The sequence below is a fragment of the Ancylobacter sp. genome (assembly GCF_965249975.1).
Lineage (GTDB): Bacteria > Pseudomonadota > Alphaproteobacteria > Rhizobiales > Xanthobacteraceae > Ancylobacter.
The window spans coordinates 527,023-547,307 of the sequence record NZ_CBDFNE010000003.1 but is presented as its reverse complement, the minus strand read 5'-3'; the positions used below and the strand labels follow the sequence as shown (position 1 = coordinate 547,307).

Annotated in this window: 18 protein-coding genes; 10 read left to right on the top strand and 8 right to left on the bottom strand. The window is 70.3% G+C overall.

Going from position 1 to position 20,285, the window contains the following annotated elements:
* Window positions 1–13: 13 nt before the first annotated feature.
* The 5 genes from ACP2AH_RS02790 to ACP2AH_RS02770 are packed head-to-tail and all read right to left on the bottom strand — an operon-like array spanning window position 14 to window position 3,258.
* Window positions 14–1,540, bottom strand: coding sequence for a cryptochrome/photolyase family protein (locus tag ACP2AH_RS02790; protein WP_425104396.1), 1,527 nt, complete (start codon window positions 1,538–1,540; stop codon window positions 14–16).
* Window positions 1,537–1,707 carry a DUF2256 domain-containing protein gene (locus ACP2AH_RS02785; protein WP_425104395.1) on the bottom strand — a complete coding sequence of 57 codons (171 nt, stop codon included), beginning with the start codon at window positions 1,705–1,707 and terminating at the stop codon, window positions 1,537–1,539. The genes ACP2AH_RS02790 and ACP2AH_RS02785 overlap by 4 nt, the downstream gene beginning before the upstream one ends.
* Window positions 1,708–1,748: 41 nt before the next feature.
* Entirely contained in the window at window positions 1,749–2,420 is a 672-nt protein-coding gene (locus ACP2AH_RS02780) for an SDR family NAD(P)-dependent oxidoreductase (RefSeq protein WP_425104715.1), read from the bottom strand.
* 8 nt (window positions 2,421–2,428) lie between these two features.
* Entirely contained in the window at window positions 2,429–2,812 is a 384-nt protein-coding gene (locus tag ACP2AH_RS02775) for a thiol-disulfide oxidoreductase DCC family protein (RefSeq protein ID WP_425104394.1), read from the bottom strand.
* Complete coding sequence (locus tag ACP2AH_RS02770) at window positions 2,809–3,258, bottom strand: DUF3429 domain-containing protein (protein ID WP_425104393.1); 450 nt, start codon at window positions 3,256–3,258, stop codon at window positions 2,809–2,811. Before ACP2AH_RS02770 ends, ACP2AH_RS02775 begins: the two co-directional genes overlap by 4 nt.
* Window positions 3,259–3,637: 379 nt before the next feature.
* Here ACP2AH_RS02770 and ACP2AH_RS02765 point away from each other — a divergent pair, with 379 nt between their 5' ends.
* Entirely contained in the window at window positions 3,638–7,561 is a 3,924-nt protein-coding gene (locus tag ACP2AH_RS02765) for an autotransporter domain-containing protein (protein WP_425104392.1), read from the top strand.
* On the opposite strand, the gene ACP2AH_RS02760 is transcribed toward ACP2AH_RS02765, so the two are convergent.
* Together ACP2AH_RS02760 and htpG are read right to left on the bottom strand one after the other, a co-directional pair.
* Window positions 7,533–8,822: a DUF763 domain-containing protein gene (locus tag ACP2AH_RS02760; RefSeq protein ID WP_425104391.1), complete on the bottom strand. Its 1,290-nt coding sequence runs from the start codon at window positions 8,820–8,822 to the stop codon at window positions 7,533–7,535. The two genes, ACP2AH_RS02765 and ACP2AH_RS02760, sit on opposite strands and share 29 nt — an antisense overlap.
* Window positions 8,823–8,882: 60 nt before the next feature.
* Window positions 8,883–10,775, bottom strand: a complete 1,893-nt coding sequence (htpG, locus tag ACP2AH_RS02755; RefSeq protein WP_425104390.1) for a molecular chaperone HtpG — start codon at window positions 10,773–10,775, stop codon at window positions 8,883–8,885.
* A 365-nt stretch (window positions 10,776–11,140) separates the two neighbouring features.
* Between htpG and ACP2AH_RS02750 the strand changes: the two genes are divergently transcribed.
* The 9 genes from ACP2AH_RS02750 to ACP2AH_RS02710 all read left to right on the top strand — a co-directional run bounded on the left by ACP2AH_RS02750 (window position 11,141) and on the right by ACP2AH_RS02710 (window position 18,954).
* Entirely contained in the window at window positions 11,141–11,776 is a 636-nt protein-coding gene (locus tag ACP2AH_RS02750; RefSeq protein ID WP_425104389.1) for a response regulator, read from the top strand.
* On the top strand, window positions 11,776–13,098 hold the full coding sequence (locus ACP2AH_RS02745) for a histidine kinase (protein WP_425104388.1): 1,323 nt from the start codon (window positions 11,776–11,778) through the stop codon (window positions 13,096–13,098). The genes ACP2AH_RS02750 and ACP2AH_RS02745 overlap by 1 nt, the downstream gene beginning before the upstream one ends.
* Window positions 13,099–13,195: 97 nt before the next feature.
* A complete protein-coding gene (locus tag ACP2AH_RS02740; RefSeq protein ID WP_425104387.1) occupies window positions 13,196–14,146 on the top strand; it encodes an AAA family ATPase in 951 nt (316 codons plus the stop codon).
* Window positions 14,140–14,979, top strand: a complete 840-nt coding sequence (locus tag ACP2AH_RS02735) for a DUF58 domain-containing protein (RefSeq protein ID WP_425104386.1) — start codon at window positions 14,140–14,142, stop codon at window positions 14,977–14,979. The genes ACP2AH_RS02740 and ACP2AH_RS02735 overlap by 7 nt, the downstream gene beginning before the upstream one ends.
* On the top strand, window positions 14,966–15,307 hold the full coding sequence (locus ACP2AH_RS02730) for a hypothetical protein (protein ID WP_425104385.1): 342 nt from the start codon (window positions 14,966–14,968) through the stop codon (window positions 15,305–15,307). The genes ACP2AH_RS02735 and ACP2AH_RS02730 overlap by 14 nt, the downstream gene beginning before the upstream one ends.
* Window positions 15,304–16,257, top strand: coding sequence for a VWA domain-containing protein (locus ACP2AH_RS02725; protein WP_425104384.1), 954 nt, complete (start codon window positions 15,304–15,306; stop codon window positions 16,255–16,257). The genes ACP2AH_RS02730 and ACP2AH_RS02725 overlap by 4 nt, the downstream gene beginning before the upstream one ends.
* Window positions 16,254–17,138, top strand: a complete 885-nt coding sequence (locus ACP2AH_RS02720; protein WP_425104383.1) for a vWA domain-containing protein — start codon at window positions 16,254–16,256, stop codon at window positions 17,136–17,138. Before ACP2AH_RS02725 ends, ACP2AH_RS02720 begins: the two co-directional genes overlap by 4 nt.
* A complete protein-coding gene (locus tag ACP2AH_RS02715; RefSeq protein ID WP_425104382.1) occupies window positions 17,135–17,767 on the top strand; it encodes a hypothetical protein in 633 nt (210 codons plus the stop codon). Before ACP2AH_RS02720 ends, ACP2AH_RS02715 begins: the two co-directional genes overlap by 4 nt.
* A gap of 14 nt (window positions 17,768–17,781) precedes the next feature.
* Window positions 17,782–18,954: a hypothetical protein gene (locus tag ACP2AH_RS02710; RefSeq protein ID WP_425104381.1), complete on the top strand. Its 1,173-nt coding sequence runs from the start codon at window positions 17,782–17,784 to the stop codon at window positions 18,952–18,954.
* A 40-nt stretch (window positions 18,955–18,994) separates the two neighbouring features.
* Here the strand turns inward: ACP2AH_RS02710 and ACP2AH_RS02705 are convergent, their stop codons facing one another.
* A complete protein-coding gene (locus ACP2AH_RS02705) occupies window positions 18,995–20,251 on the bottom strand; it encodes a D-amino acid dehydrogenase (RefSeq protein ID WP_425104380.1) in 1,257 nt (418 codons plus the stop codon).
* Window positions 20,252–20,285: the final 34 nt, after the last annotated feature.

The following is a 20,285-nucleotide window of genomic DNA, read 5'->3' as shown; positions in this document are numbered from 1 at the left end:
CCGCCGCGCCTGTTCACGGCAGGCTATCGAGAAAGGCTGTGGCGTCGGCGACGATCTCGGTGCGCTGCGTCGCCGGCATGCGCGCCAGCGTGCGGTAGGGCATGGCGAGGCGCGGATTGGGCGAAAGCACCGTCTCGTTGGTGATGAGGAAGTTCCAGTAGAGATAGTTGAACGGGCAGGCGCCCGGGCCGCGCTTGATCCTGGGGTCGAAGGTGCAGCCGCTGCAGTAATCCGACATGCGGTCGATATAGGCGCCGGAGGCGGCATAGGGTTTGGAGCCCAGCCGCCCGCCATCGGCATGCATCACCATGCCATGCACATTGGGCAGTTCCACCCATTCAAAGGCGTCGGCATAGACGGCGAGATACCATTCCTCGATCTGCGCCGGCGCCACCCCGGCGAGCAGCGCGAAATTGCCGGTCACCATCAGCCGCTGGATATGGTGGGCATAGGCATGGCGGCGGGTGGCGCCGATGCATTCGGCCATGCAGCGCATCGGCGTCTCGCCGGTCCAGTACAGCGCCGGCAGGTCGCGTGTGGCGCCCAGATGGTTGCTGCCGGCATAGGCCGGCATTTCCGCCCAATAGAGGCCGCGCACGAATTCGCGCCAGCCGAGGATCTGGCGGATGAAGCCTTCCACCGCGTTGATCGGCGCCGCGCCGCTGCGAAAGGCCGCCTCCGCGCGGGCGCAGACCTCGCGCGCGGTGAGCAGGCCGCAATTGAGATAGGGCGAGATCAGGCTGTGGAACAGGAAGTCCTCGCCCGCCTTCATCGCGTCCTGATAGTCGCCGAAGCCGGGCAGCGTGTCCTCGATGAAATGGTCGAGTGCTCGCAGCGCGTCCGTCCGCGTCACCGCCCAGCCGAAAGGTTCGAGATCGCCGAAATGCCCGCCGAAGCGCTGGGCAACGAGGTCCATCACCGCGCGCGTGAGCGCGTCCGGGGTAAAGCGCTGGCGCGGTGGGACACGGAGGCCGCGCGGCAGCGCCCGGCGGTTTTCCGGGTCGAAGTTCCACTGGCCGCCTTCCGGCGCGTCGCCCCGCATGAGACGGCCGGTGCGCCGGCGCATCTCGCGATAGAAGAACTCCATCCGCCCGGTCTTGCGCGCCCGGCCCAGCGCGGCGAATGCGGCGTGCGAGCAGAAGAAGCGGTCATCCTCGCGGATATGCACCGGCACCGGCAGGGTCTCGGCCCAGTCCGCCATCATCTCCCGCACCCGCCATTCGCCGGGCTCGGTGACGATCACCGAGGCGGGAGCGTGGCGTTCGACCGCGCGGGCGAGTTCCCCGGTGAAGCTCTGCGTGTTGTCCGCCTCATCGAGCCGGACATAGTCGACCCGTATGCCCTCCGCGCGCAGCGCCTGCGCGAAATGGCGCATGGCGGCCAGCAGGAAGGCGATCTTCTGCTTGTGATGCGGGACATAGCGGGCTTCGGCCTCGACCTCGACCATCAGCACGATGTCGCGGGCGGGGTCGAGATCGACGAGCGAGGAGACCTCTCGGGTCAGCTGGTCGCCGAGCACGAAGCGCAGATGCCCGCTCATGCGCGATCCTCCTTCGCGCCGCTAATGGTGCCGGCGGCGCGGCAGCGGTCGGAGCAGTAGAGCACCCGCTCCCAGTCACGCGCCCATTTGCGCCGCCAGGCGAAGGGCCGGCCGCAGGCGCGGCACGGCTTGGTCGGCAGGTCGGCCTTCTTGCGCATGCGCGCCATGGCGTCGTCGTCTCCTGCGGCCGCGCGGGCCGGGGGTGGGCTCAGAAGGGCAGGGGCGCGCCGTGGCGGTCGAAGAAGCCGCCGCTATCGGCAGGTGCCAGCCGTGCCAGCCCGGCGAGAAGCTCCCGCGCCGCCGTCTCAGGCGTCAGCGGCTGCAGCCCCACTTTGGCGAAGGGGCGCGACAGCGGCGTCTCCACCGTTCCCGGATGAAGGGCGACGCACACTGCCTGCCGATGGGTGCGCGCCAGCTCGATCGCGGCGGTGCGCACAAGCTGGTTCAGCGCCGCCTTGGAGGCGCGATAGCTGTACCAGCCGCCCAGCCGGTTATCGCCGATGCTGCCGACCTTGGCCGACAGCGTCGCGAACACGGCGGGCGCGTCGCGCGGCAGCAGCGGCAGGAAGTGCTTCATCAGCAGCGCCGGCCCGATGGCGTTGATGGCGAAGGCGCGCGCCATCGCCGCCGGGTCCAGCGCCTTCAGCGCCTTTTCCGGTTGCAGCGTCGCGTCAGACAGCAGGCCGGTGGCGTCGATGACAAGGGTCGGCGGCCCGAGCGCCGCCACTTGCGACGCCGCCTGCGCGATGGAGGCTTCCGCGCACAGGTCGAGCGCGGGCGTTGAGCGGCGCGACAGGCCGATGACGGCCTCGAACGCCACCTGTTCCCGCAACGCCTGCATCAGTGCCGCGCCGATGCCGCCGGAGGCGCCGATCACCACCGCGCGGCTCACCGGGGCGCGCCTTCCAGCCGCCGGGCGAGGCTTTGCAGCCGTGGGCGAAGCCGCAGGAAGCCGAGATAGGCGCGCTCCAGCATAGCGAGCACCCATGGATGCCGCGCCGCGAGGCCGAGCGGCCGCAGCAGCGGAATCTGCCGCCACATGGCAGCGAAGGCGGCGGCGCCAGAACGCAACTCGCCATCTTCGCGGGCGTGCAGCCGCGCCAGCATCGTCGCGCGATCGGTGGGGCAGGTAGCGGCGGTGTCGAGATCAATGAAGGCGATACGCCCGCGCCGGTCGAGCCGCCGCATCAGGGCGATCTCGCGCCGGCACAGCGGGCAGGCGGAATCGTACCAGACGGTGACGGTGGGGCTGGGTGTGGCGCGCGCGCTCATGCCACCGCCCCGATGACCAGACAGGCGCCGACCACCAGGGCGGTGATGACGCACCGCAGGCGCCAGAACCACAGCGGCCAGAGCCCCGCCCGCCACAGACGACGGTCGACGAGCAGGAGAGCGGTGAAGAGCACGGCGAGCAGCAGAAAGCCCGGCCCGGCCGGCAGCAGCGCCGCCGCCCAGCCGAGCAGGGCGGCGATGTTGCTGATGAGGAATAGCCGCAGCGCCAGCCCCTCGGCCGCGAACAGCGCCGCGCCCCAGTGAATGCCGCAGACGAAGGACGCGATGACGGCGCCATAGATCTGCACCGCGCCGAGCCATTCCCCATTGCGCAGGAGGAGATCGGCGGCGCCGGCGAGAAAGGGCAGGGTGCCGGCCCCGGCCAGCAGCCAGGCCACGAGGAGGGTGGGTCGTTGCGCGGGGGACAGGGTGCGTGCGTTGGACATCGCAGGCTTTACGCCGGGCGGTGGGGTCCGGATCAGCCAGAAGCCCCCGAGGCGGGGCGCGCTGGAGCCGAATCAGCGTCTGACGGGAAAGGCCGGCACCCGCCGCGTCGCCTCCAACCGTGAACCACCGCACGTTCGCCGGAGATCGCCCGTTTTGAGGCACGTGCACATCGACGGGCGGGCCGGCGCCGAGGAAACTCAACTTTTGAGAGCGCTGACCTGGCCGGTTAAACCGCAGGCAAACACTGCCCCAGCGGTATTCGTTGCAGGAAGATCGCACACGATACGGAAATATGGCGAGAATGAGCGCAAATGTTGACGTTCAAGCTCTACCATCATACCGGGTTCTTTACATCGATTTTTGAATCAGGCGGTCCGCATGCTTCTCCCCTTGCCCAAGGTTTCCTCGCGCGCGCTGCGGCGCCTGCTGCTGGCCTCAGCCGCCATGATGGTCGCCGGCTCTGCGCAGGCCCTGGACCTGACCTTGCCGGGCAGGGGCGGCACGGGCGGCGGCAACATCGCTGGCGGCGCTGCAAACTCGTCTAATGGCACGGGTACTGCGGGCACTAGCGGCAGCACGGGGTCAGAGGCCGGCGGCGGCGGCGGCGCGGGCGCAACGGGCGGCGCGGGCGGCAGTGGCGGCAATAGCGGCGGTGCGGGCGGGGCCGGCGGCAGCGGCCCCGGTGCCAATGGTGCAGCCGGAAGCAGCGGCAGCACGGCCGGCGGCGGCGGCGGCGGCGCCCATGGCTATGCCGGCGCCGTATCGGGCGTGACCGATTCGACCCTGACCTTTACCGGCGGCGCCGGCGGTGCTGGCGCCGCTGGCGGCGTGGGCGGCGGCGGTGGCGGCGGCGGCTATGGCGGATCGGTGACGTCGGGAGCCGGGTCCAGCACGATCGGCGCGGATTTCGTCGGCGGTGCCGGCGGCGCGGGTGGCTCGGGCCTCCCGGGCGGCAGCGGCGGCGGTGGCGGCGCCGGCCTTACTATTTTGACGACCGATGCGGGCGCCGATGTCACCTTTGGCTCCACCGCCTCCGCCACGGGCGGCGTCGGCGGCACCGGCGGCGGCAACGGTTCGGTCGGCGGCACGGGCGGAGCGGGCCTGGTGCTCAGCTCCGCGTCGGCCGGCCCCACGACTGTGACGATCGAGGGCACGGTGACGGCAGGCACCGGTGGCTCAGCCATCGGTGAGCCGTCGGTCGGTGGCCAGGGTGGCATGGGGATCTACATCCTCACATACCAGCAAGCGGCACCGCTGACCGTCAATGTGAATTCCGCCCTTGTCGGCGGCACGGGTGGCGCGGTGTCCAGCGGTTCGACAATCACCGGCGGCGAGGGCGGCATCGGCATCTTTGCCGGCAATGTGGATTCGACGCCCGGCGTCGCCATCATCAACGTCAATGCCGATGTCACCGGCGGCACCGGCGGGGTCGCCAACTCCTTCGGCACCAGCGGCGCGGGCGGGGCAGGCATTCTCGCGATGAATTCCCTCATCACCGTGGCGAGTGGGGTCACGGTTTCCGGCGGTGCCGGCGGTGTCGGTACAGGAAATGTGGCCGATGGCGCCGGCGGCGTCGGCATCACCGGCAGCAATATCTGGGTGGTGCTCGAAGGCACCGCCACGGTGCAGGGCGGCCTCGGCGGGGATGGCGTCACCCGTACCGCGGCGCTTAGCTTCGGCAATGGCGTCAATACGCTCGAGCTGCGCGCGGATGCTAACGGCAATCTGGCGACCCTTACCGGCGGCATCACGCATTCCGGCCAGACCGATACGCTCGCCCTCGGCGGCAGCGACAACGGCACCATCGACGCTGCGAAGCTTGGCCCCCTGGCGGACGGCTTCAGCGCCCTTTCCAAGACCGGCACCTCGACCTGGACGCTGACCGGCGACCTCTCCGCCAGCACCACCCCCTGGACCATCAGTGAGGGCACGCTCTCGATCAGCGCCGACAATAATCTCGGCTATGGGTTCGTTGGCGTGACGCTGAACGGCGGCACGTTGCTGGCGACCGAAACCTTAAGCGCCTTGCGCGTCATCACCGTCGGCTCGAATGGCGGTAGCCTTTCCGTTGCGAAAGATAAGACGTTGACTCTTGTTTTAGGCCTCGACGGCTCCGGGGCTCTGACCAAGGCCGGCGACGGCGTGCTGACGCTGACAACCGGTAATAAGGGCTATACCGGCGCCGTCACCGTCTCAGCGGGTGCGTTGGGGCTTGTCGGCGACGGCAGCCTTGCGAACGCCAGCAGCCTAACGCTCGGCAAGGCCGCGTTGCTCTCAATCTACGCCACCACCAATGGGGCCACACTCAAGAGCCTGAACAGCACCGAGGCCGACAGCCAGGTGATCCTCGGCCAAAAGAACCTCACGATCCAGGTGGAAGGAAGTTCGTCCAACTTCGCCGGCGTCATCAGCGGCGAGGGCGGCGGGCTGGTCATCACCGGCACCAACGGCACCGTCACCCTCAGCGGCGACAACACCTATACCGGCACCACCTCCATCTCCGGCTTCGCCATGATCGGCGCCGGCGGCACCACCGGCTCGGTGGCGGGCGAGATCGATATCACCGGGTCCGGCACCCTCACCTTCAACCGCTCCGACACCTACACCATCACCAACAACATCAAGGGCGCCGCAGGCACCGCCCTCAGCTTCATGGGCGGCGGCACCTACACCTATGCCGGCACCTCTGTTCCTGGGTCCGACGTCTTTCAGGGGTTTGTGTCGGTCAGCAACGCCACTCTGAAGCTGACGGGCAGTGAGCTCGCCCTCGCCTCCAGCGTCGAAGCCTTTGACGGCGGCATCATCGCCGGCAATGGCACGGTCAATGCCCTCATCATCCATGACGGCGGCACGGCGGCTCCCGGCAATTCCCCCGGGACGCTGAACGCGACGACCATTTCCTTCGAGAAGGGCTCCACCTACCGCGTGGATGTGACGCCGGCGGGCGCGCACGATCTCATCATCGCCAGCGGAGCGGCGACCATCGACAGCGGCGCGACGGTCGAGGTCGTGGCCGTGCCCGGCAAATATGAGGTGGACACCAAATACGCCATCCTGACCGCGACGGGTGGCGTCACCGGCAATTTCGGCAGCGTGACCGAGAACTACGCCTTCCTCGACGCCGCGCTCGAGTCCGACACCAACAACATCTACCTGCTGCTGCACTATAACGGCGTGTCCTTCGCCGACTACGCGCTGACGAAGAACCAGTTCAGCACCGCCACGGCGGCGCAGACGCTGGGGGGCGGCAATGCGATCTATGACGCGCTGCTGCTGCTGCCTGAGAACGCCGCGCCCGCCGCCTTCGACGCCCTCTCGGGCGAGGCCTATGCCTCGGTGAGCAGCGTGCTGCAGCAGCAGTCGATCTATGTCCGCGACGCGGTGAGCGGGCGGCTGCGCCAGGCGCTGACCGCGCCGGGCGTCTCCCCGCTCGCCTATGGTCCCGGCCCGGTGAAGGCGCAACTGGCCGAGGGCTACACGCCGAACCTGTGGGCGCAGGGCTATGGCGGCTGGGGCAACAGCTGGTCCAATGGCAACGCCGCCAGCATCTCCAACACCATTGGCGGCTTCCTCATGGGCGCGGATGTGTCGGTGGCGGAGAATGCCCGCGCCGGCCTGTTCGGCGGCTATAGCCGCTCGACCTTCGATGTCGACGGGCGTTCCTCGTCCGGCTCGGCGAATAATTACGATCTCGGCCTCTATGCCGGGGCGCAGTTCGGCGCGGTGGCGCTGCGCGGCGGCGCCGCCTACACCTGGCACGACCTCTCTATGTCGCGCTCGGTGGTGTTCCCGGGCTTTGCCGAGTCGCTGAAGGGCAGCGACACGACCGGCACGGCGCAGGTCTTCGGCGAGATCGGCTATGACCTGGACGTGGGCTCCATCGCCTTCGAGCCGTTCCTCGGCCTCGCCTATGTCAATGTGTCGGGGGCTTCGCTGGGCGAAGAGGGCGGGGCAGCGGCGCTGTCCGTCTCGACCGACGAGATGAGCACGTTCTACTCGACGCTCGGCGTGCGGCTGGCGACCACGGTGGAGGTGGGCGGGCGCACGCTGACCCCCTATGCGACGCTGGGCTGGCAGCATGCCTTTGGCGATGTGACGCCGAGCTCGACCATGCAGTTCGCCGGTGGGTTGACGCCGTTCACCGTGTCCGGCGTGCCGGTGGCGGAGGACGCGCTGCTGCTGGAGGCGGGGCTGAGCTACGCGCTCTCGGCCAATGCGCAGATCGGCGCCACCTATGCCGGCCAGCTCGCCGGCGACGCCTCGCAGAACGCCTTCACCGCCCAGTTCTCGCTGAAGTTCTGAGGGAAGCGGCGCCGGGCGCGGCGCGGCGTTCATCCTCCGCGCCGAACACGCTGCGCCCGCCATAGCGCGGCGAGGCGTGAAGTTCGTCCGCGACGATGGCGTCCCAGTCGCGCCCGCCGGCGACGCGCTCGATCTGGCGCGCCTGGTCGTCCAGCCGGCGGATCGCGGCAAGCTCTTCCGACTGGCCGAGCTTGGCCTTGCGCACCGCTGCCTTCATCACCGCGATGGTGTGGTCATAGACCTTCAGCGGCACCGGAAAGGGATGCCGGTCCTTGCCGCCATGGGCATAGGAAAAGCGCGCGGGATCGGAGAAGCGGCACGGCGCCCCGTGCACCACTTCCGCCACCAGAGCGAGCGCTTCCACCGTGCGGGCGCCGACGCCCGGCACCAGCAGCAGGTCGGTGAAATCCTCCGGCCCGCGATCCGCCGCCGCCGCGAGTGCCGCCTGCAGGCGCGGCAGCACCACGTCCTTGGCGCGCACCTCGTGATGGGCCGGAAGCACAAGGTGCGGCAGCTCCAGCTGGGCGCTGGCGGGCGCGGTTGGCGCTGCCGCCCCGTCGAGACCCGCGTAAGCGCGGGCGATGCCGTCGGGGCCGAGGCTCTCCAGCAGGTCCAGCTGGCCGCTGCGCGAGCGTGCGGCGCGGGCATCGGCGAGGTTGACGATGTCGCCCTGCGGTGGGCCGTCGACGGCGGCATGCGGGTCGTCGAGAAAACTCTGCAGCCCCTCCGAGAGCCAGTGATAGCGCCGTGCCTGCCGGGACGCGTCGTTCATCCCCTGTTGCACCACCACCCAATGCCCGTCATCGGTGACGATGAACCCGTGCAGATAGAGGTCGAAACCGTCCTGCACGGCGGCGCTGTCGATCTTGGCGACGAGGCGGCTCGCCTTTCCCAGTGCCTCGCCGTCGCAGCCTGTGCGTTCGCCCACAGTCATCAACTCCTGCGGCGTCTGGCGTGAATGCCGGCCGCGCCCGCCACAGACATGGATGCCCAGCTCGCCGGCGAGCGGCTGCAGGCCGCGCTTGAGCGCCCCGATGACGCTGGTGGTGATGCCGGAGGAGTGCCAGTCCATGCCCATGACGGCGCCGAAGGACTGGAACCAGAACGGGTGCGCGAGCCGCCGCAGCAGCTCGTCGCGGCCATAGTGATGGACGATCGCCTCGCTGATGACCGCGCCGAGAAGGGTCATCCGCTCCGCCAGCCAGGGCGGAACCCGGCCGGTATGAAGAGGAAGGTCGGCGCTTCCGGTGCGGCGGGACATGGCTCTCTCGATTCGATGTCCCAGCCTAGCCGGAAGCGATGGTCGGGGCAGTAACGACGGTTAGGCCGTGCCGAGGCCGCGCGCCAGCAGCCGGAACAGCCGTTCCGAGAAGGCGGCGGCATCGCCCGGCCGTTCGCCATCGAGCACGCGCGCAGTGTCGAGCAGCAGATGCGCGGCATCCGCCCGCGTGGCGGCGTCCGTGCTGCCGGCGAGACCGACAATCATGGCGTGGCGCGGGTTGATTTCCAGGATCGGCTTGGCCGCGCTGCCGAGGCGCCCGGACGCGGCAAGGAAGCGCTCATATTGCCGGTCCGGTCCGCTCTCCGAGGCGACGAGGCACACCGCACTGTCGGTCAGGCGGTCGGAGGGACGCACATCGGCGACCTCCTCGCCCAGCTCCGCCTTCAGCGCGGCGATGAGGGACGTCACCTCCTCGCTTGCCGTGTCGGCCGGCGCGGCCTGCGTGTCGAGGAGCGGGATCAGGCCGAGATCGGCGGCGCCCTGTGTGATCGACTTGAACGGCTTGCCCTCATAGTCGAGCCCATTGGCTACCCAGAAGGCGTCGACGGGATCGGCCAGCAGCAGCACCTCGATGCCGCGCGCGCGAAAGCCTTCGAGATGCGGCGAGTGGGCGATGCGCGCCGCGTCGTCGCCGGCGATGTAGTAGATCGCGGTCTGGTTCTCCTTCAGGCCGGCGGCATACTCCTTCAGGCTGCGCGTGCCCTCGCCGGAGGCGGTGGTCTTGAAGCGGGCGAGGTTCAGCAGCTGCTCGCGGCGCTCGAAATCCTCATAGAGCCCTTCCTTGATCACCGCGCCGAAATTCTCCCACACCTTGCCGAACGCCTCGGCATCGGTGTCGGCGAGCTTGGCAAGCTCCGAGATCACCCGGTTGGTCACGCCCTTCTTGATGGCGCCGAGCAACGGGCTGTCCTGAATCATCTCGCGCGAGACGTTGAGCGGCAGGTCGGCGCTGTCGACCACGCCGCGTACGAAGCGCAGATAGCGCGGCAGCAGCTCGGCATCGTCGGTGATGAAGACCCGCTTCACATAGAGTTTGATGCGGCCCTGGCGGTCGGCGTCGAACAGGTCGAAGGGCCGCGCGCCGGGCACGAAGGCGAGGGCGGTGTATTCATGCCGGCCCTCGGCGCGGAAATGCACGGTCAGCGCCGGCTCGTCATACTGGCCGGCGACGCTGCGGTAGAAATCGGTGTAGTCCTGCGTCGAAATCTCGGAGCGAGGGCGCGTCCATAGCGCCGCGCCGTCGGAGAGGGCGGCAGCTTCCGCGCCGGGCTTCTCGATGAAGCGGATCGGCACCGGCACATGGCCGGACTGCTCCTTGACGATGCGCTCCAGCGTCCAGCGCTCGGCATAGGTCTTGGCGTCGTCGGCGAGATGGAGCGTGACCGTCGTGCCGCGCGCCGGGGCTTCGTCCAGCGCCACGGGTGCGACGGTGAAAGCGCCCTTGCCGTCGGAGGACCACCGCCAGGCTTCCGCGCTGCCGGCGCGGCGACTGACCACATCCACCTTCGCCGCGACCATGAAGGCGGAATAGAAGCCGACGCCGAACTGGCCGATCAGCTGGGTGCCTTCCTTGGCGCCTTCCTTACCCTCCGCCTCGGCGATGCGGTCCATGAAGCTGCGCGTGCCGGAGCGGGCTATGGTGCCGAGCGCGTCGATCAGCTCGTCGCGGCTCATGCCGATGCCGTTATCGGCGACGGTGAGAACGCCGGCCTCCGGATCGGCCGAGAGGGTGATGGCGAGGACGGGATCGGTGCCGAGCAGCTCCGGCTGGGTGATCGCCTCGTAGCGCAGCTTCTCGCAGGCATCGGCGGCGTTGGAGATCAGCTCCCGCAGGAACACGTCGCGGTCGGAATAGACCGAATGCACCATCATGTGCAGCAGACGGGAAACATCGGCCTCGAAAGGGCGGCTCTCAAAGGTCTCGGTGGTCATGGCGAACCGTCACATGGATGAACGAGGCGCCTGAGATGGCAAGACCGGCGCCAGAGATCAAGACGGGCCGGCACGCCGGCAACGCTTCCTCACGATGCGGCTCCCGACAGGGCGATGCAGGAGCGTCCGCAACGAAAGCTCCAAAGCCGATTTTCTCGATCTCATGGGCCATCGCGAAGCCGAGATCATCGGCAGATTTCGGCGCAGATTTCGACCGTCCGCGACTCCACGCCGAGCGCCGTCGCGGCGGTCCCGAGGATCACGAGCACCATCTCCACCATCAACGACGTGCAGGAGACTCTGCAACGCCGCGGGTCAGGGGCGCGGCTCTTGGTGCCCTGCGCCGCCCGCGCTATCGTCTGTCCATGGACCCGATCCGCATTCTTCTGGTCGACGATCATCCGATTGTGCGCGAAGGCTATCGCCGCCTGCTCGGACGCCAGGCGGGGCTTTCCGTCGTCGCCGAGGCCGGCGATGGAGAGGCGGCGCGGGCGGCCTTCGCCGAGCACCGGCCCGACATCGTGCTGATGGACCTCTCCATGCCGGGCGGGGGAGGCTTCCCGGCGGTGGAGGCGATCCTCGCGGACGATCCCCGGGCGCGCATTCTCATCGTGTCGATGCATCAGGGGGCCGTGTTCGCTCAGAAGGCGATGGCGGCCGGGGCGCGCGGCTTCGTCTCGAAGTCCAGCCCGCCGGACGAGCTGGTCCGCGCCATCGCGACGGTGATGGGCGGGCGGCGCGCTCTCTCCACCGACGTGGCGCAGGACTTCGCCCGCAGCGTGGTCGAGGACGACCCGACCGCCGGCCTCACCCCGCGCGAGCGGGACATTCTCCTCATGCTGATGCGGGGCTTGAACGGGCGCGCCATCGCCCGCGATCTCCAGCTCTCGTCCAAGACCGTCCAGAACAACCTGTCGCAGATCCGGGCCAAGCTGGGCGCGTCGGGCGACGCCGACCTCGTGCTCAAGGCGCAGCGCGCCGGCCTCGTGCCTGTGCCCTGATGCGCGGCCTTGTTCCGCAACTCGTCGTGCGGGTGTTGGTCGCCGGGCTGCTCACTCTCGTCGTCGCGGCGGGATGGGTGCTGTGGGACACGGCGAATGCGGCGCGCCGCGACGCGCAGACGACGGCCACGCTCGTATCCGACGCCATCGCCGCCCGCCCCAGCTTCGAGGGGCTGGCCTTCGGCGGCGTGGCGCCGACGCCGGTGTTTCGTGACTGGCAGCAATTCCCGGCCTGGAGCCTCATTGCGCCGGGCATATGTGTCGAACTCGGGCCCCGCGACCAGCCGGTACAGCGCCGCTGCGGGCCCTATGTGGCGGCGCCCACGCCGCCGGACTGGTTCGTCTGGTTGGCCAACCGGCTCGGCCTGGTGCCGGCGCCGGTCGCCGTGCCGGTGCGCACACGCTACGTCACCGACGCCTATGTGACGGCGATCGCCGATCCCGGTGTCATTGTCACCCGCGCCTGGGCCCGCACGGGCGACCTGATGCGGGTGGCGGTGGGCATGGCCATTGGCGGCGCGCTGCTGACCGGCCTGCTCATGATCCGCCTGCTGGCGCCGTTCGCCAGCGTGGTGCGCGGCATCGAGCGGTTGCAGCATGGCGACTTCGCCGCCCGCCTGCCACGGCTGCGGGTGACGGAATTCGACCGGCTGAGCCGCGCGGTGAACGAGACGGCGGCGGCTCTGCAGGAGGCGCAGGCGGTGCGGGCCGAGCTGACGCGCCGGCTCTTCTCGGTGCAGGAGAATGAGCGGCGGGCGCTGGCGCGCGAGCTGCACGACGAGTTCGGCCAGTGCCTCACCGCCACCCGGGCCATGGCGGCGGCGATCGCGCAATCGGGCGAAAGCACGGCACAGGACGGGGCGCGCATCGCCGAAATCTCCGGCCAGATGATGGACAGCCTGCGGGCCGAGCTGTCCCGGCTGCGGCCGCCGGACCTCGATGATCTGGGCCTGCGCCCGGCCGTCGAGCGCATGATTGCCAACTGGCGAACGCGCGTGCCGGGGGTCCGTTTCGATCTGACGCTCGCCGGTCCGCTCGACGCAGTGCCCGACGCTCTGGCGCTCAGCCTCTACCGCATCGCCCAGGAATGCGTGACCAACGCCGTTCGGCACGGCACGCCGACGCATATTTCGCTGCACATCGCGGTTGGCGACGCCATCACCCTGACCACCGCCGATGACGGTTCGCCCCGCCATGACGGTGCCATCGACGATGGCTACGGCCTGCTCGGCATCCGCGAGCGGGTCGATGCGCTGGGCGGCAGCTTTGAGCTCTCCCCGGTCGAAAACGGCATGCGCGCGGTCGCCCGTCTGCCGCTCTGACCCGGGCGATCTTCCCGGATCGGGCGGGAGGCTGTCTCTGGCCGCTTCGGCCGGGTTCTCCATGCTGGCGCTGGTGTCTGCCAGGGGAAGCCGGTGCATGAACGAGATGAGCCATCCGGTCGCGCAGCTCGGCGCCGCTGTCGCCGCCGGTCTGATAGGTCACGAAGAGCTGGTGGAGCGGCTGCTGATCGCCCTTCTCGCCGGCGGCCATGTGCTGATCGAAGGGCCGCCGGGCATCGCCAAGACGCGCGCGGTCAAGCGGCTCGCCGCGCACCTTCCCGGCAGCCATGCGCGCATCCAGTGCACGCCGGACCTGTTGCCCTCCGACCTCACGGGGACACAGGTGTTCCTCCCCGAGAGCGGCGGCTTCGCTTTTGTGCCCGGTCCGCTGTTCCACGCGCTGGTGCTGGTGGACGAGATCAACCGCGCCCCGCCCAAGGTGCAGTCGGCGCTGCTGGAGGCCATGGCCGAGGGCCAGGTGACGACGGCCGGCGTCAGCCGTGCGCTGCCCGAGCCCTTCATGGTCGTGGCGACGCAGAACCCGATCGAGCACGAGGGCACCTTTCCGCTGCCGGAGGCGCAGATGGATCGGTTCCTGCTGCATCTCTCGCTCGACCTTCCGCAGGCCGAGCAGGAGCGCGCCATTCTCGATCTGGTCTCCGCCGAGCGCATCGACGCCCCCGCCTTCCTCGCCCTCCCACTCAACGCGGATGCGCTTAGGACCGCGAAGGACGAAGTGGCGCGGGTGCATCTGGCACCGGCGCTGAAGGATTTCATCGTCCGGCTGGTCATGGCGTCGCGGCCCGGCGGCGCGGTCGCGCAATGGGTGGAGCATCCGATCTCGCCGCGCGGCACGCTGGCGCTGGCGGTGTCAGCGCAGGCGCGCGCCTGGCTCCGGGCGCGTGACTATGTGCTGCCGGAAGATGTCATCGCCCTCGCGCCCGATGCGCTCGCGCACCGCCTGGTGCCGAGCTGGTCGGCCATCGGTGAGGGGCGTAGCGGGCGAACGCTCGTCGCCGACATTTTGCGTCGGGTCGAGCCATGGTGACCCCCGCTTTGGCGGCGCCCGGCCTTCGGCTTGAAGCGCGCGAATTGCTGGCGCTGCGCGAGGGGGCACCCAGGACCGGGCACGCCCAGCCGGCGTCCCGCCGGCCCGGCGCCGTTCCCGCCCGGGCGCCGGGCGCGGGGATGGATCTGCGCGAGATCCGCGTCTTTGCCGAAGGCGATGACGCCCGCCGCATCGATCCCTCCGCCACCGCCCGCACCGGCATTCCGCATATCCGCAGCTTTCATGAGGACCGGGACGATACGCTGCTGCTGATCGTCGATTTCCGCCGGCCTATGCTCTGGGGCACGGGCGCCGCGCTGCGCTCGGTGCGCGCGGCGCGGCTGGCGGCGCGGCGAGGGTGGCAGGCGGTGGCGCGGGGGGCCTCGCTGGCGGCGATCGGCGTCAGCGCCGAGGGTCTGGCTACCGTACCGCTGGCCGGCGGCGTCCCGCAGATGGTCCGCATCAGCCACATGCTCGCCAGTTGCCACGACCGCGCGCTCGGGGTGGGCGGCGGTTGGCCGTCGCTGGAGGAGGGGCTGACCCGCGCCGTGCGGCTGTGCCCGCCCGGCGGCGAGGTGCTTGTCGCCACGGGGCCGGACGGCCTGGCGCCGGAGGACGAGCCGGCCCTGGCACGGCTCGCCCGCCGCCGTCTCGTCCGTGTGCTGCTGCCACTCGACAGGATCGAGACCGCGCCTCCTGCCTTCGCGCTGCCGCTCAGGGCCGGCGGGGTTTCCCGCCTCGCGCGGCTGTGCCCGTTCGACCATGCCGCGCTGGCGCAGCGTCTCCGCGTCCTGAATGTCGGCCTCGAGGTGGTCGCCGATGACGCAGGCTGAACTCATTGCGGCCCTGCCGGAAGGGCGCCTGCCGCCGGCACTCATGCAGATGAGCGCCGCCGACCTGCTGCTGCTGTTCGGCGCCGGGCTGCTGGCCGCGGCGCTGCTCGCGCTGCTGGCGGCCCCCTTCTTCGCGCGGCGTCCGTCGCGGCGCGCGCTCATCCGCGCCACAAGGGGGATGCCGCCGCAGGAACGGGTGCTGGCGATCGGCCGTCTGCTCGGCCATCTGCCGCAGGAGCTGCGCGCCATGGCCTATGGCAGCGCGCCGCCGCTGTCGCCGGAATCGGTCGAGCGCATCGCTCTCAAGGCACGGCGGGCGCAGCGGTGATCGGCTCTGTCTCCCTCGCCTTTCCGCTCGCCCTGCTGCTGCTTCCGCTCCCGCTGCTTGTGCGCCTGCTTCCGACGGCGCGGGCGCCGGGGGAAGCCGGGCTTGCTGTGGCGCCCGCCACCTTCGCCGCAGCGCTGCCGGCGCGGCACGGCGAGGATCGGGCCGGGCAAGCGGTTCTCCTCGCGGCGTGGAGCGCGCTGGTTCTGGCGCTCGCCGGCCCTCAGGTTGCTGCGACGCGCGATCTGGTGACGGCGTCGGGCCGGGAAATCCTGCTGGCCCTCGACCTCTCCGGCAGCATGCTGAAGGAGGATTTCGTTCTCGATGGCGCCCCGCTCTCGCGACTGGAGGCGGTCAAGCGCGTCGCCGCGCGTTTCGTGGCGGCACGCCAGGGCGACCGCATCGGGTTGGTGATCTTCGGCGACCGGGCCTATGTCGCGCAGCCGCCGACCTTCGACGTCGCGTCCGTCGCCCGCGCCATCGAGGTGGCCCAGATCGGCATTTCGGGCCGCTCCACCGCCATTTCGGACGGGCTGGGGCTGGCGACGCGGCGGATCATGGGCAGCGAAGCCACCACCAAGGTCGTGGTCGTGCTCTCGGACGGGGTGGATACGGCGGGCAAGGTTCTGGCGTCGGATGTCGCGCGGCTGGCGGCGGGCCATGGGGTGCGGGTGCATACCATCGCGCTCGGCCCCGAGGATATCGAGCATCAGCCGGCGTCGCGCGATGCCGTGGACGCGGTCGCCTTGCGGGAGATCGCCGAGGCCGGCGGGGGCACCAGCTTCCGGGTGCGCAGCATGGCGGATCTCGAAGCGATGGCGGCGACGCTGGATGAACTTGAGCCGAACCCGATGAAGCGCCCGCCGCTGCGCTACTGGCGCCCGCTCTGGATGTGGCCCGGTGGCGCGGCGCTGGCGCTGGTGGTGCTGCTGGCGGCGTGGAGGCGCAGATGAGCGATCTCGTTCTCCTGCGTCCCTGGTGGCTCCTTGCCCTGCCGCTGCTCGTCGTCCTCGCGCTGTGGCTCTGGCGGCAAGGACCCGCCGCCGGCGGCTGGGAACGGGTGATGCCACCGGTGATGTTCGAGGCGATGCGGGCGCTGGGGCATTTGGGGGGAGGGGCCCGCCGCCGGGGCGTCGGCTTGCTCGCCTCAGCGCTCCTGCTGAGCCTCGGCCTGTGCGGTCCCGCCGTGCCGCGCGCGGATGCGCCGGTGTTGGCGGGCAGCGGAGCGGTTGTCATCGCCCTCGACATGTCGCCATCGGTCGCGGAAGGCCCGGCCCTTGCCGATGCGCAGGCCGCCGCCGCCGCTCTTCTGACGGCCGTGTCCGGACGGCCGGTCGGCATGCTGCTCTATTCCGGCGAGGCGTATGAAGTGGCGGCGCCCACGGCGGACCCCGCGACGCTGGAAAGCCATATCGCCGTGCTCGCCCGCGACACCATGCCGGACGGTGGAAGCCGCCCCGCGAGTGCGCTGGCGCTGGCGCGGCAGATGCTGCGGGCGAGCCCGGACGCCGATCTCGTGCTGATTTCCGATGGCGGCGGTGTCGATGGCGCCGCCCAGGGGGAGGCGCAGCGTCTCGCTGGCGATGGCGTGCGGCTCTCCGTGCTGACCTTGACCGGATCGGCCGGCGGTGTGAGCGATCCTGCGGCTCTTGAAGTGCTGGGAAGCCTCGCCGCGCCTGCCCGCGCCCCTTCCCCCGTTCTGGCCCGGCTGGCGCAGCGGGGCGGTCTGGAGCGCGATCCGGCGCTCTCGACGCTGGCCTATCTCGATCTCGGCCCCTGTCTCGCGGCGCTGGCGGGGTTGCCCTTGCTGGGCCTGTTCCGGAGGCGCGCATGAACGCGGGCCTGCGCCCACGTCTCGCTCTCGTCGCCGTGGTCGGGCTCGCCTGCGTGCTTGCCGCCGGTCCCGCTGCCTGGGGCCGCCTTCTGTTGAGGCTCGGCGCGCCGGGCACGGCCGCGCGCGTGCTGAACGATCCGGCAGCACGGGGGCTCGCTCTGTACCGGGCGGGCGACTACGCCGGCGCCGACGCCGCCTTCGCCGAGGCGGGGCGCAGCCAGACCTTCAATCGGGCGCTGACGCTCGCCGCCACCGGACAGCACGCGCTCTCTGTCGCCTATGTCGACGCGGTGCTGTTCGGCAACCCGTCCGACGACGAGGCGCGCCGGCTCCGTGATCTGGTCGACGCGATGGTGCCGAAGACGACGGGGGAGACCACCGTACCCGGCCGGCTGCCGGGCGCGGGCGGCCTCGTCCCCGGCGACCCGATGGAGGCGCCGATCATCGCCAGCACGCCTGATCCCACCTGGAAAAAGCCGATCGAGGCGCGCGGCTTCGCGGCCTCGGATGCGTGGCTTGAGACGCTGGCCGACGATCCCGGCGAATTTCTGCGCCTGCGTCTGCGCAAGGAATATGAGCGGCGGGCCGGGCTCGGCCTGCTGCGGCCCGAGGAGGCCGAAAAATGGTGAGGTGGGTCGGCCTGTTGCTGCTTCTGATCGCCGGTGATGCCTATGGCGACGGTCTGCGCCTGCTGCTGCCGGACGGCGCGCGCCCGGTCGTCGGCGAGATGATCCCGGTCACGCTGAGGGGCGAATACACCAGTCGCATCGCGCTGGAGACGCTGACATTTCCCAGTTCTGAGGATTATGACTGGCTGCAGCTGGCGCGCGACCAATGGCGCGACGAGGAGATTGAAGGGCGTACCGTCCGGGTGTTCGAACGGCGCCTCGCCGTCTTCCCCCGCCATGCCGGAACGCTGACGCTCGGCCCGGTGGAGCACCATCTCACCGTGGTCGATGAGAAGAACCTGCGAGCCCCGCTCGACGTCGTGGCGCCGCCAGTCAGCCTCGCCATCGCGCCGTATCCCGGCGAGGGCGCGCCGCTGTCGGCCCGCCAGCTGACGATCGAGGACGCCCTGTCGGCTGCGCCAGGCGCGCTGCGCGATGGCGAGACTCTGGTGCGCCGCGTCACGCTGACGGCAGAGGGCACGCTGCCGCACAGGCTGCCGCCGCGCCCCGTCCTGCGCGCGCCATGGCTGATAAGCTTCGCCGCGCCGGAACAGCGCGACATGCGGCCGACCCCCGCCGGCCCGGTGACGACGGTTGTGTGGGAATGGCATCTGCGGCCCACGACCGGGGAGCCCGGCGTGCTGCCACCCGTCCCCATCCCGTGGTTCGACACGGCAAGCCGGGAGATGCGGACAGCGGAAATCCCCGCGCTGCCCTTCGGCTATGCCAGCTTCCACGACAATCGGAGCGGCACCGGCCGGCTGCCGGCCGGACCTATGGCGGCCGGTGTGGCGGCTGGGATCGCGGGGGCGCTCACCGGGCTCGGTCTGTGCCTTGCCGGGCTCACGCCGCACCGGCGAGCGCCGCTGCTGCGCGCGCTTCGCCGGTTCTCGCCCTTCGATCCGACGCGGCAACAGCTGAAGCGCGCGGCCCGCTCCGGAGATCTCTTTGCCCTTCGCCGGGCGTGCGACGCCTATCTGCGCCGCCGCCGCGACCTCGGACTGTACGTGAGCGGCTGCGAGACCGCCGCCCTCGATGCCGCGCTCTATGGGGGCACTGCCGGGGACGGCGCATTCGACAGGCAGGCGGCCGTAAAAGCCGTCCTCGCGGGGAAAGCGGGGCAAGGGAGAACCCGCGCGCACCCTTGAAGGGCGTCACGGCCCTGTGCCCCGCTGTCGCTGTCCCGCGTCACGCCGCGTAGCGCGCCAGCGCCAGATCGTCCCCGTCGATGTCGGGCGTGCGGTCGCTGATGAGGTCGGCCAGCACACGCGATGAGCCGCAGGACATGGTCCAGCCCAACGTGCCGTGGCCGGCATTGAGGAACAGGTTCGGGTAGCGCGTCCGGCCGATGATCGGCGTGCCGTCCGGAGTCATCGGCCGTAGGCCCGACCAGAACGACGCCCGGCTCTGGTCGCCGGCGCCGCCGAACAGGCTCTCCACCGATTGCACCAGTGTCGCCTGGCGGGACGGCGGCAGGCTGGTGGAGAAGCCGGCGATTTCCGCCATGCCGCCGACGCGGATGCGGTCGCCGAGGCGGGTGATGGCGACCTTGTAGGTCTCGTCCATCACCGTCGAGACCGGCGCCAGCCTCTCTTCCACGATCGGCACGGTGATCGAATAGCCCTTCACCGGATAGATCGGCAGGTCGAGCCCGAGCGGGGCGAGAAGCTGCGGCGTGAAGCTGCCGAGCGCGGCGACGAAGCGGTCGGCATGAACCTCGCCGGCCGCTGTCTCCACGGCGACGACACGCCCGGCCGCGGTTTTGATCCCGCGAATGTCGACCCCGTAGCGGAAGCTCACGCCCAGCGTCTCGGCCCGGGCGGCCAGGGCGGTGGTGAATTTGAAGCAGTCGCCCGTTTCGTCGCCGGGCAGGCGCAGGCCGCCGACGATCTTCTCGGCCGCGCGCGCGAGGCCGGGCTCGGCGGCGACGCAGCCGGCACGGTCCAGCACCTCGAAGGGAACACCGTCGGCCCGCAGCACCTCGATATCCTTGCCGATGCCGTCGAGCTGCTTCTGGGTGCGGAACACCTGGAGCGTGCCCTGCATCCGCTCGTCATAGGCGATGCCGGTTTCCGCGCGCAGCTCGGCCAGACAGTCGCGGCTATATTCGGCGAGGCGGACCATGCGCCCCTTGTTCACGGCATAGCGTGCGGCGGTGCAATTGCTCAGCATCGCCAGCATCCAGCGCCAGGTCGCGACATCGAAACGCGGCTGGATGATCAAGGGCGCGTGCTTCATGAACAGCCATTTGAGCGCCTTCATCGGTATGCCCGGCGCGGCCCAGGGCGAGGCATAGCCCGGCGAGACTTCGCCGGCATTGGCATAGCTGGTTTCCAGCGCCGGGCCCGGCTGCCGGTCGAGCACCGTCACCTCATGGCCGGCCTTGGCGAGGTAATAGGCGGAAGTGACGCCGATCACACCGGCGCCGAGTATGACGATCTTCATCGGAAGGTGCCTCTGGTCTGTTCCTGCCCGCGCG

What these genes read in the sequence shown, in the direction of transcription:
- ACP2AH_RS02790 (WP_425104396.1), bottom strand. Translation starts at nt 1,540, where the DNA reads ATGAGCGGGCATCTGCGCTTCGTGCTCGGCGACCAGCTGACCCGAGAG.
- ACP2AH_RS02785 (WP_425104395.1), bottom strand. Translation starts at nt 1,707, where the DNA reads ATGGCGCGCATGCGCAAGAAGGCCGACCTGCCGACCAAGCCGTGCCGC.
- ACP2AH_RS02775 (WP_425104394.1), bottom strand. Translation starts at nt 2,812, where the DNA reads ATGAGCGCGCGCGCCACACCCAGCCCCACCGTCACCGTCTGGTACGAT.
- ACP2AH_RS02770 (WP_425104393.1), bottom strand. Translation starts at nt 3,258, where the DNA reads ATGTCCAACGCACGCACCCTGTCCCCCGCGCAACGACCCACCCTCCTC.
- ACP2AH_RS02765 (WP_425104392.1), top strand. Translation starts at nt 3,638, where the DNA reads ATGCTTCTCCCCTTGCCCAAGGTTTCCTCGCGCGCGCTGCGGCGCCTG.
- ACP2AH_RS02760 (WP_425104391.1), bottom strand. Translation starts at nt 8,822, where the DNA reads ATGTCCCGCCGCACCGGAAGCGCCGACCTTCCTCTTCATACCGGCCGG.
- htpG (WP_425104390.1), bottom strand. Translation starts at nt 10,775, where the DNA reads ATGACCACCGAGACCTTTGAGAGCCGCCCTTTCGAGGCCGATGTTTCC.
- ACP2AH_RS02750 (WP_425104389.1), top strand. Translation starts at nt 11,141, where the DNA reads ATGGACCCGATCCGCATTCTTCTGGTCGACGATCATCCGATTGTGCGC.
- ACP2AH_RS02745 (WP_425104388.1), top strand. Translation starts at nt 11,776, where the DNA reads ATGCGCGGCCTTGTTCCGCAACTCGTCGTGCGGGTGTTGGTCGCCGGG.
- ACP2AH_RS02740 (WP_425104387.1), top strand. Translation starts at nt 13,196, where the DNA reads ATGAACGAGATGAGCCATCCGGTCGCGCAGCTCGGCGCCGCTGTCGCC.
- ACP2AH_RS02735 (WP_425104386.1), top strand. Translation starts at nt 14,140, where the DNA reads ATGGTGACCCCCGCTTTGGCGGCGCCCGGCCTTCGGCTTGAAGCGCGC.
- ACP2AH_RS02730 (WP_425104385.1), top strand. Translation starts at nt 14,966, where the DNA reads ATGACGCAGGCTGAACTCATTGCGGCCCTGCCGGAAGGGCGCCTGCCG.
- ACP2AH_RS02720 (WP_425104383.1), top strand. Translation starts at nt 16,254, where the DNA reads ATGAGCGATCTCGTTCTCCTGCGTCCCTGGTGGCTCCTTGCCCTGCCG.
- ACP2AH_RS02715 (WP_425104382.1), top strand. Translation starts at nt 17,135, where the DNA reads ATGAACGCGGGCCTGCGCCCACGTCTCGCTCTCGTCGCCGTGGTCGGG.
- ACP2AH_RS02705 (WP_425104380.1), bottom strand. Translation starts at nt 20,251, where the DNA reads ATGAAGATCGTCATACTCGGCGCCGGTGTGATCGGCGTCACTTCCGCC.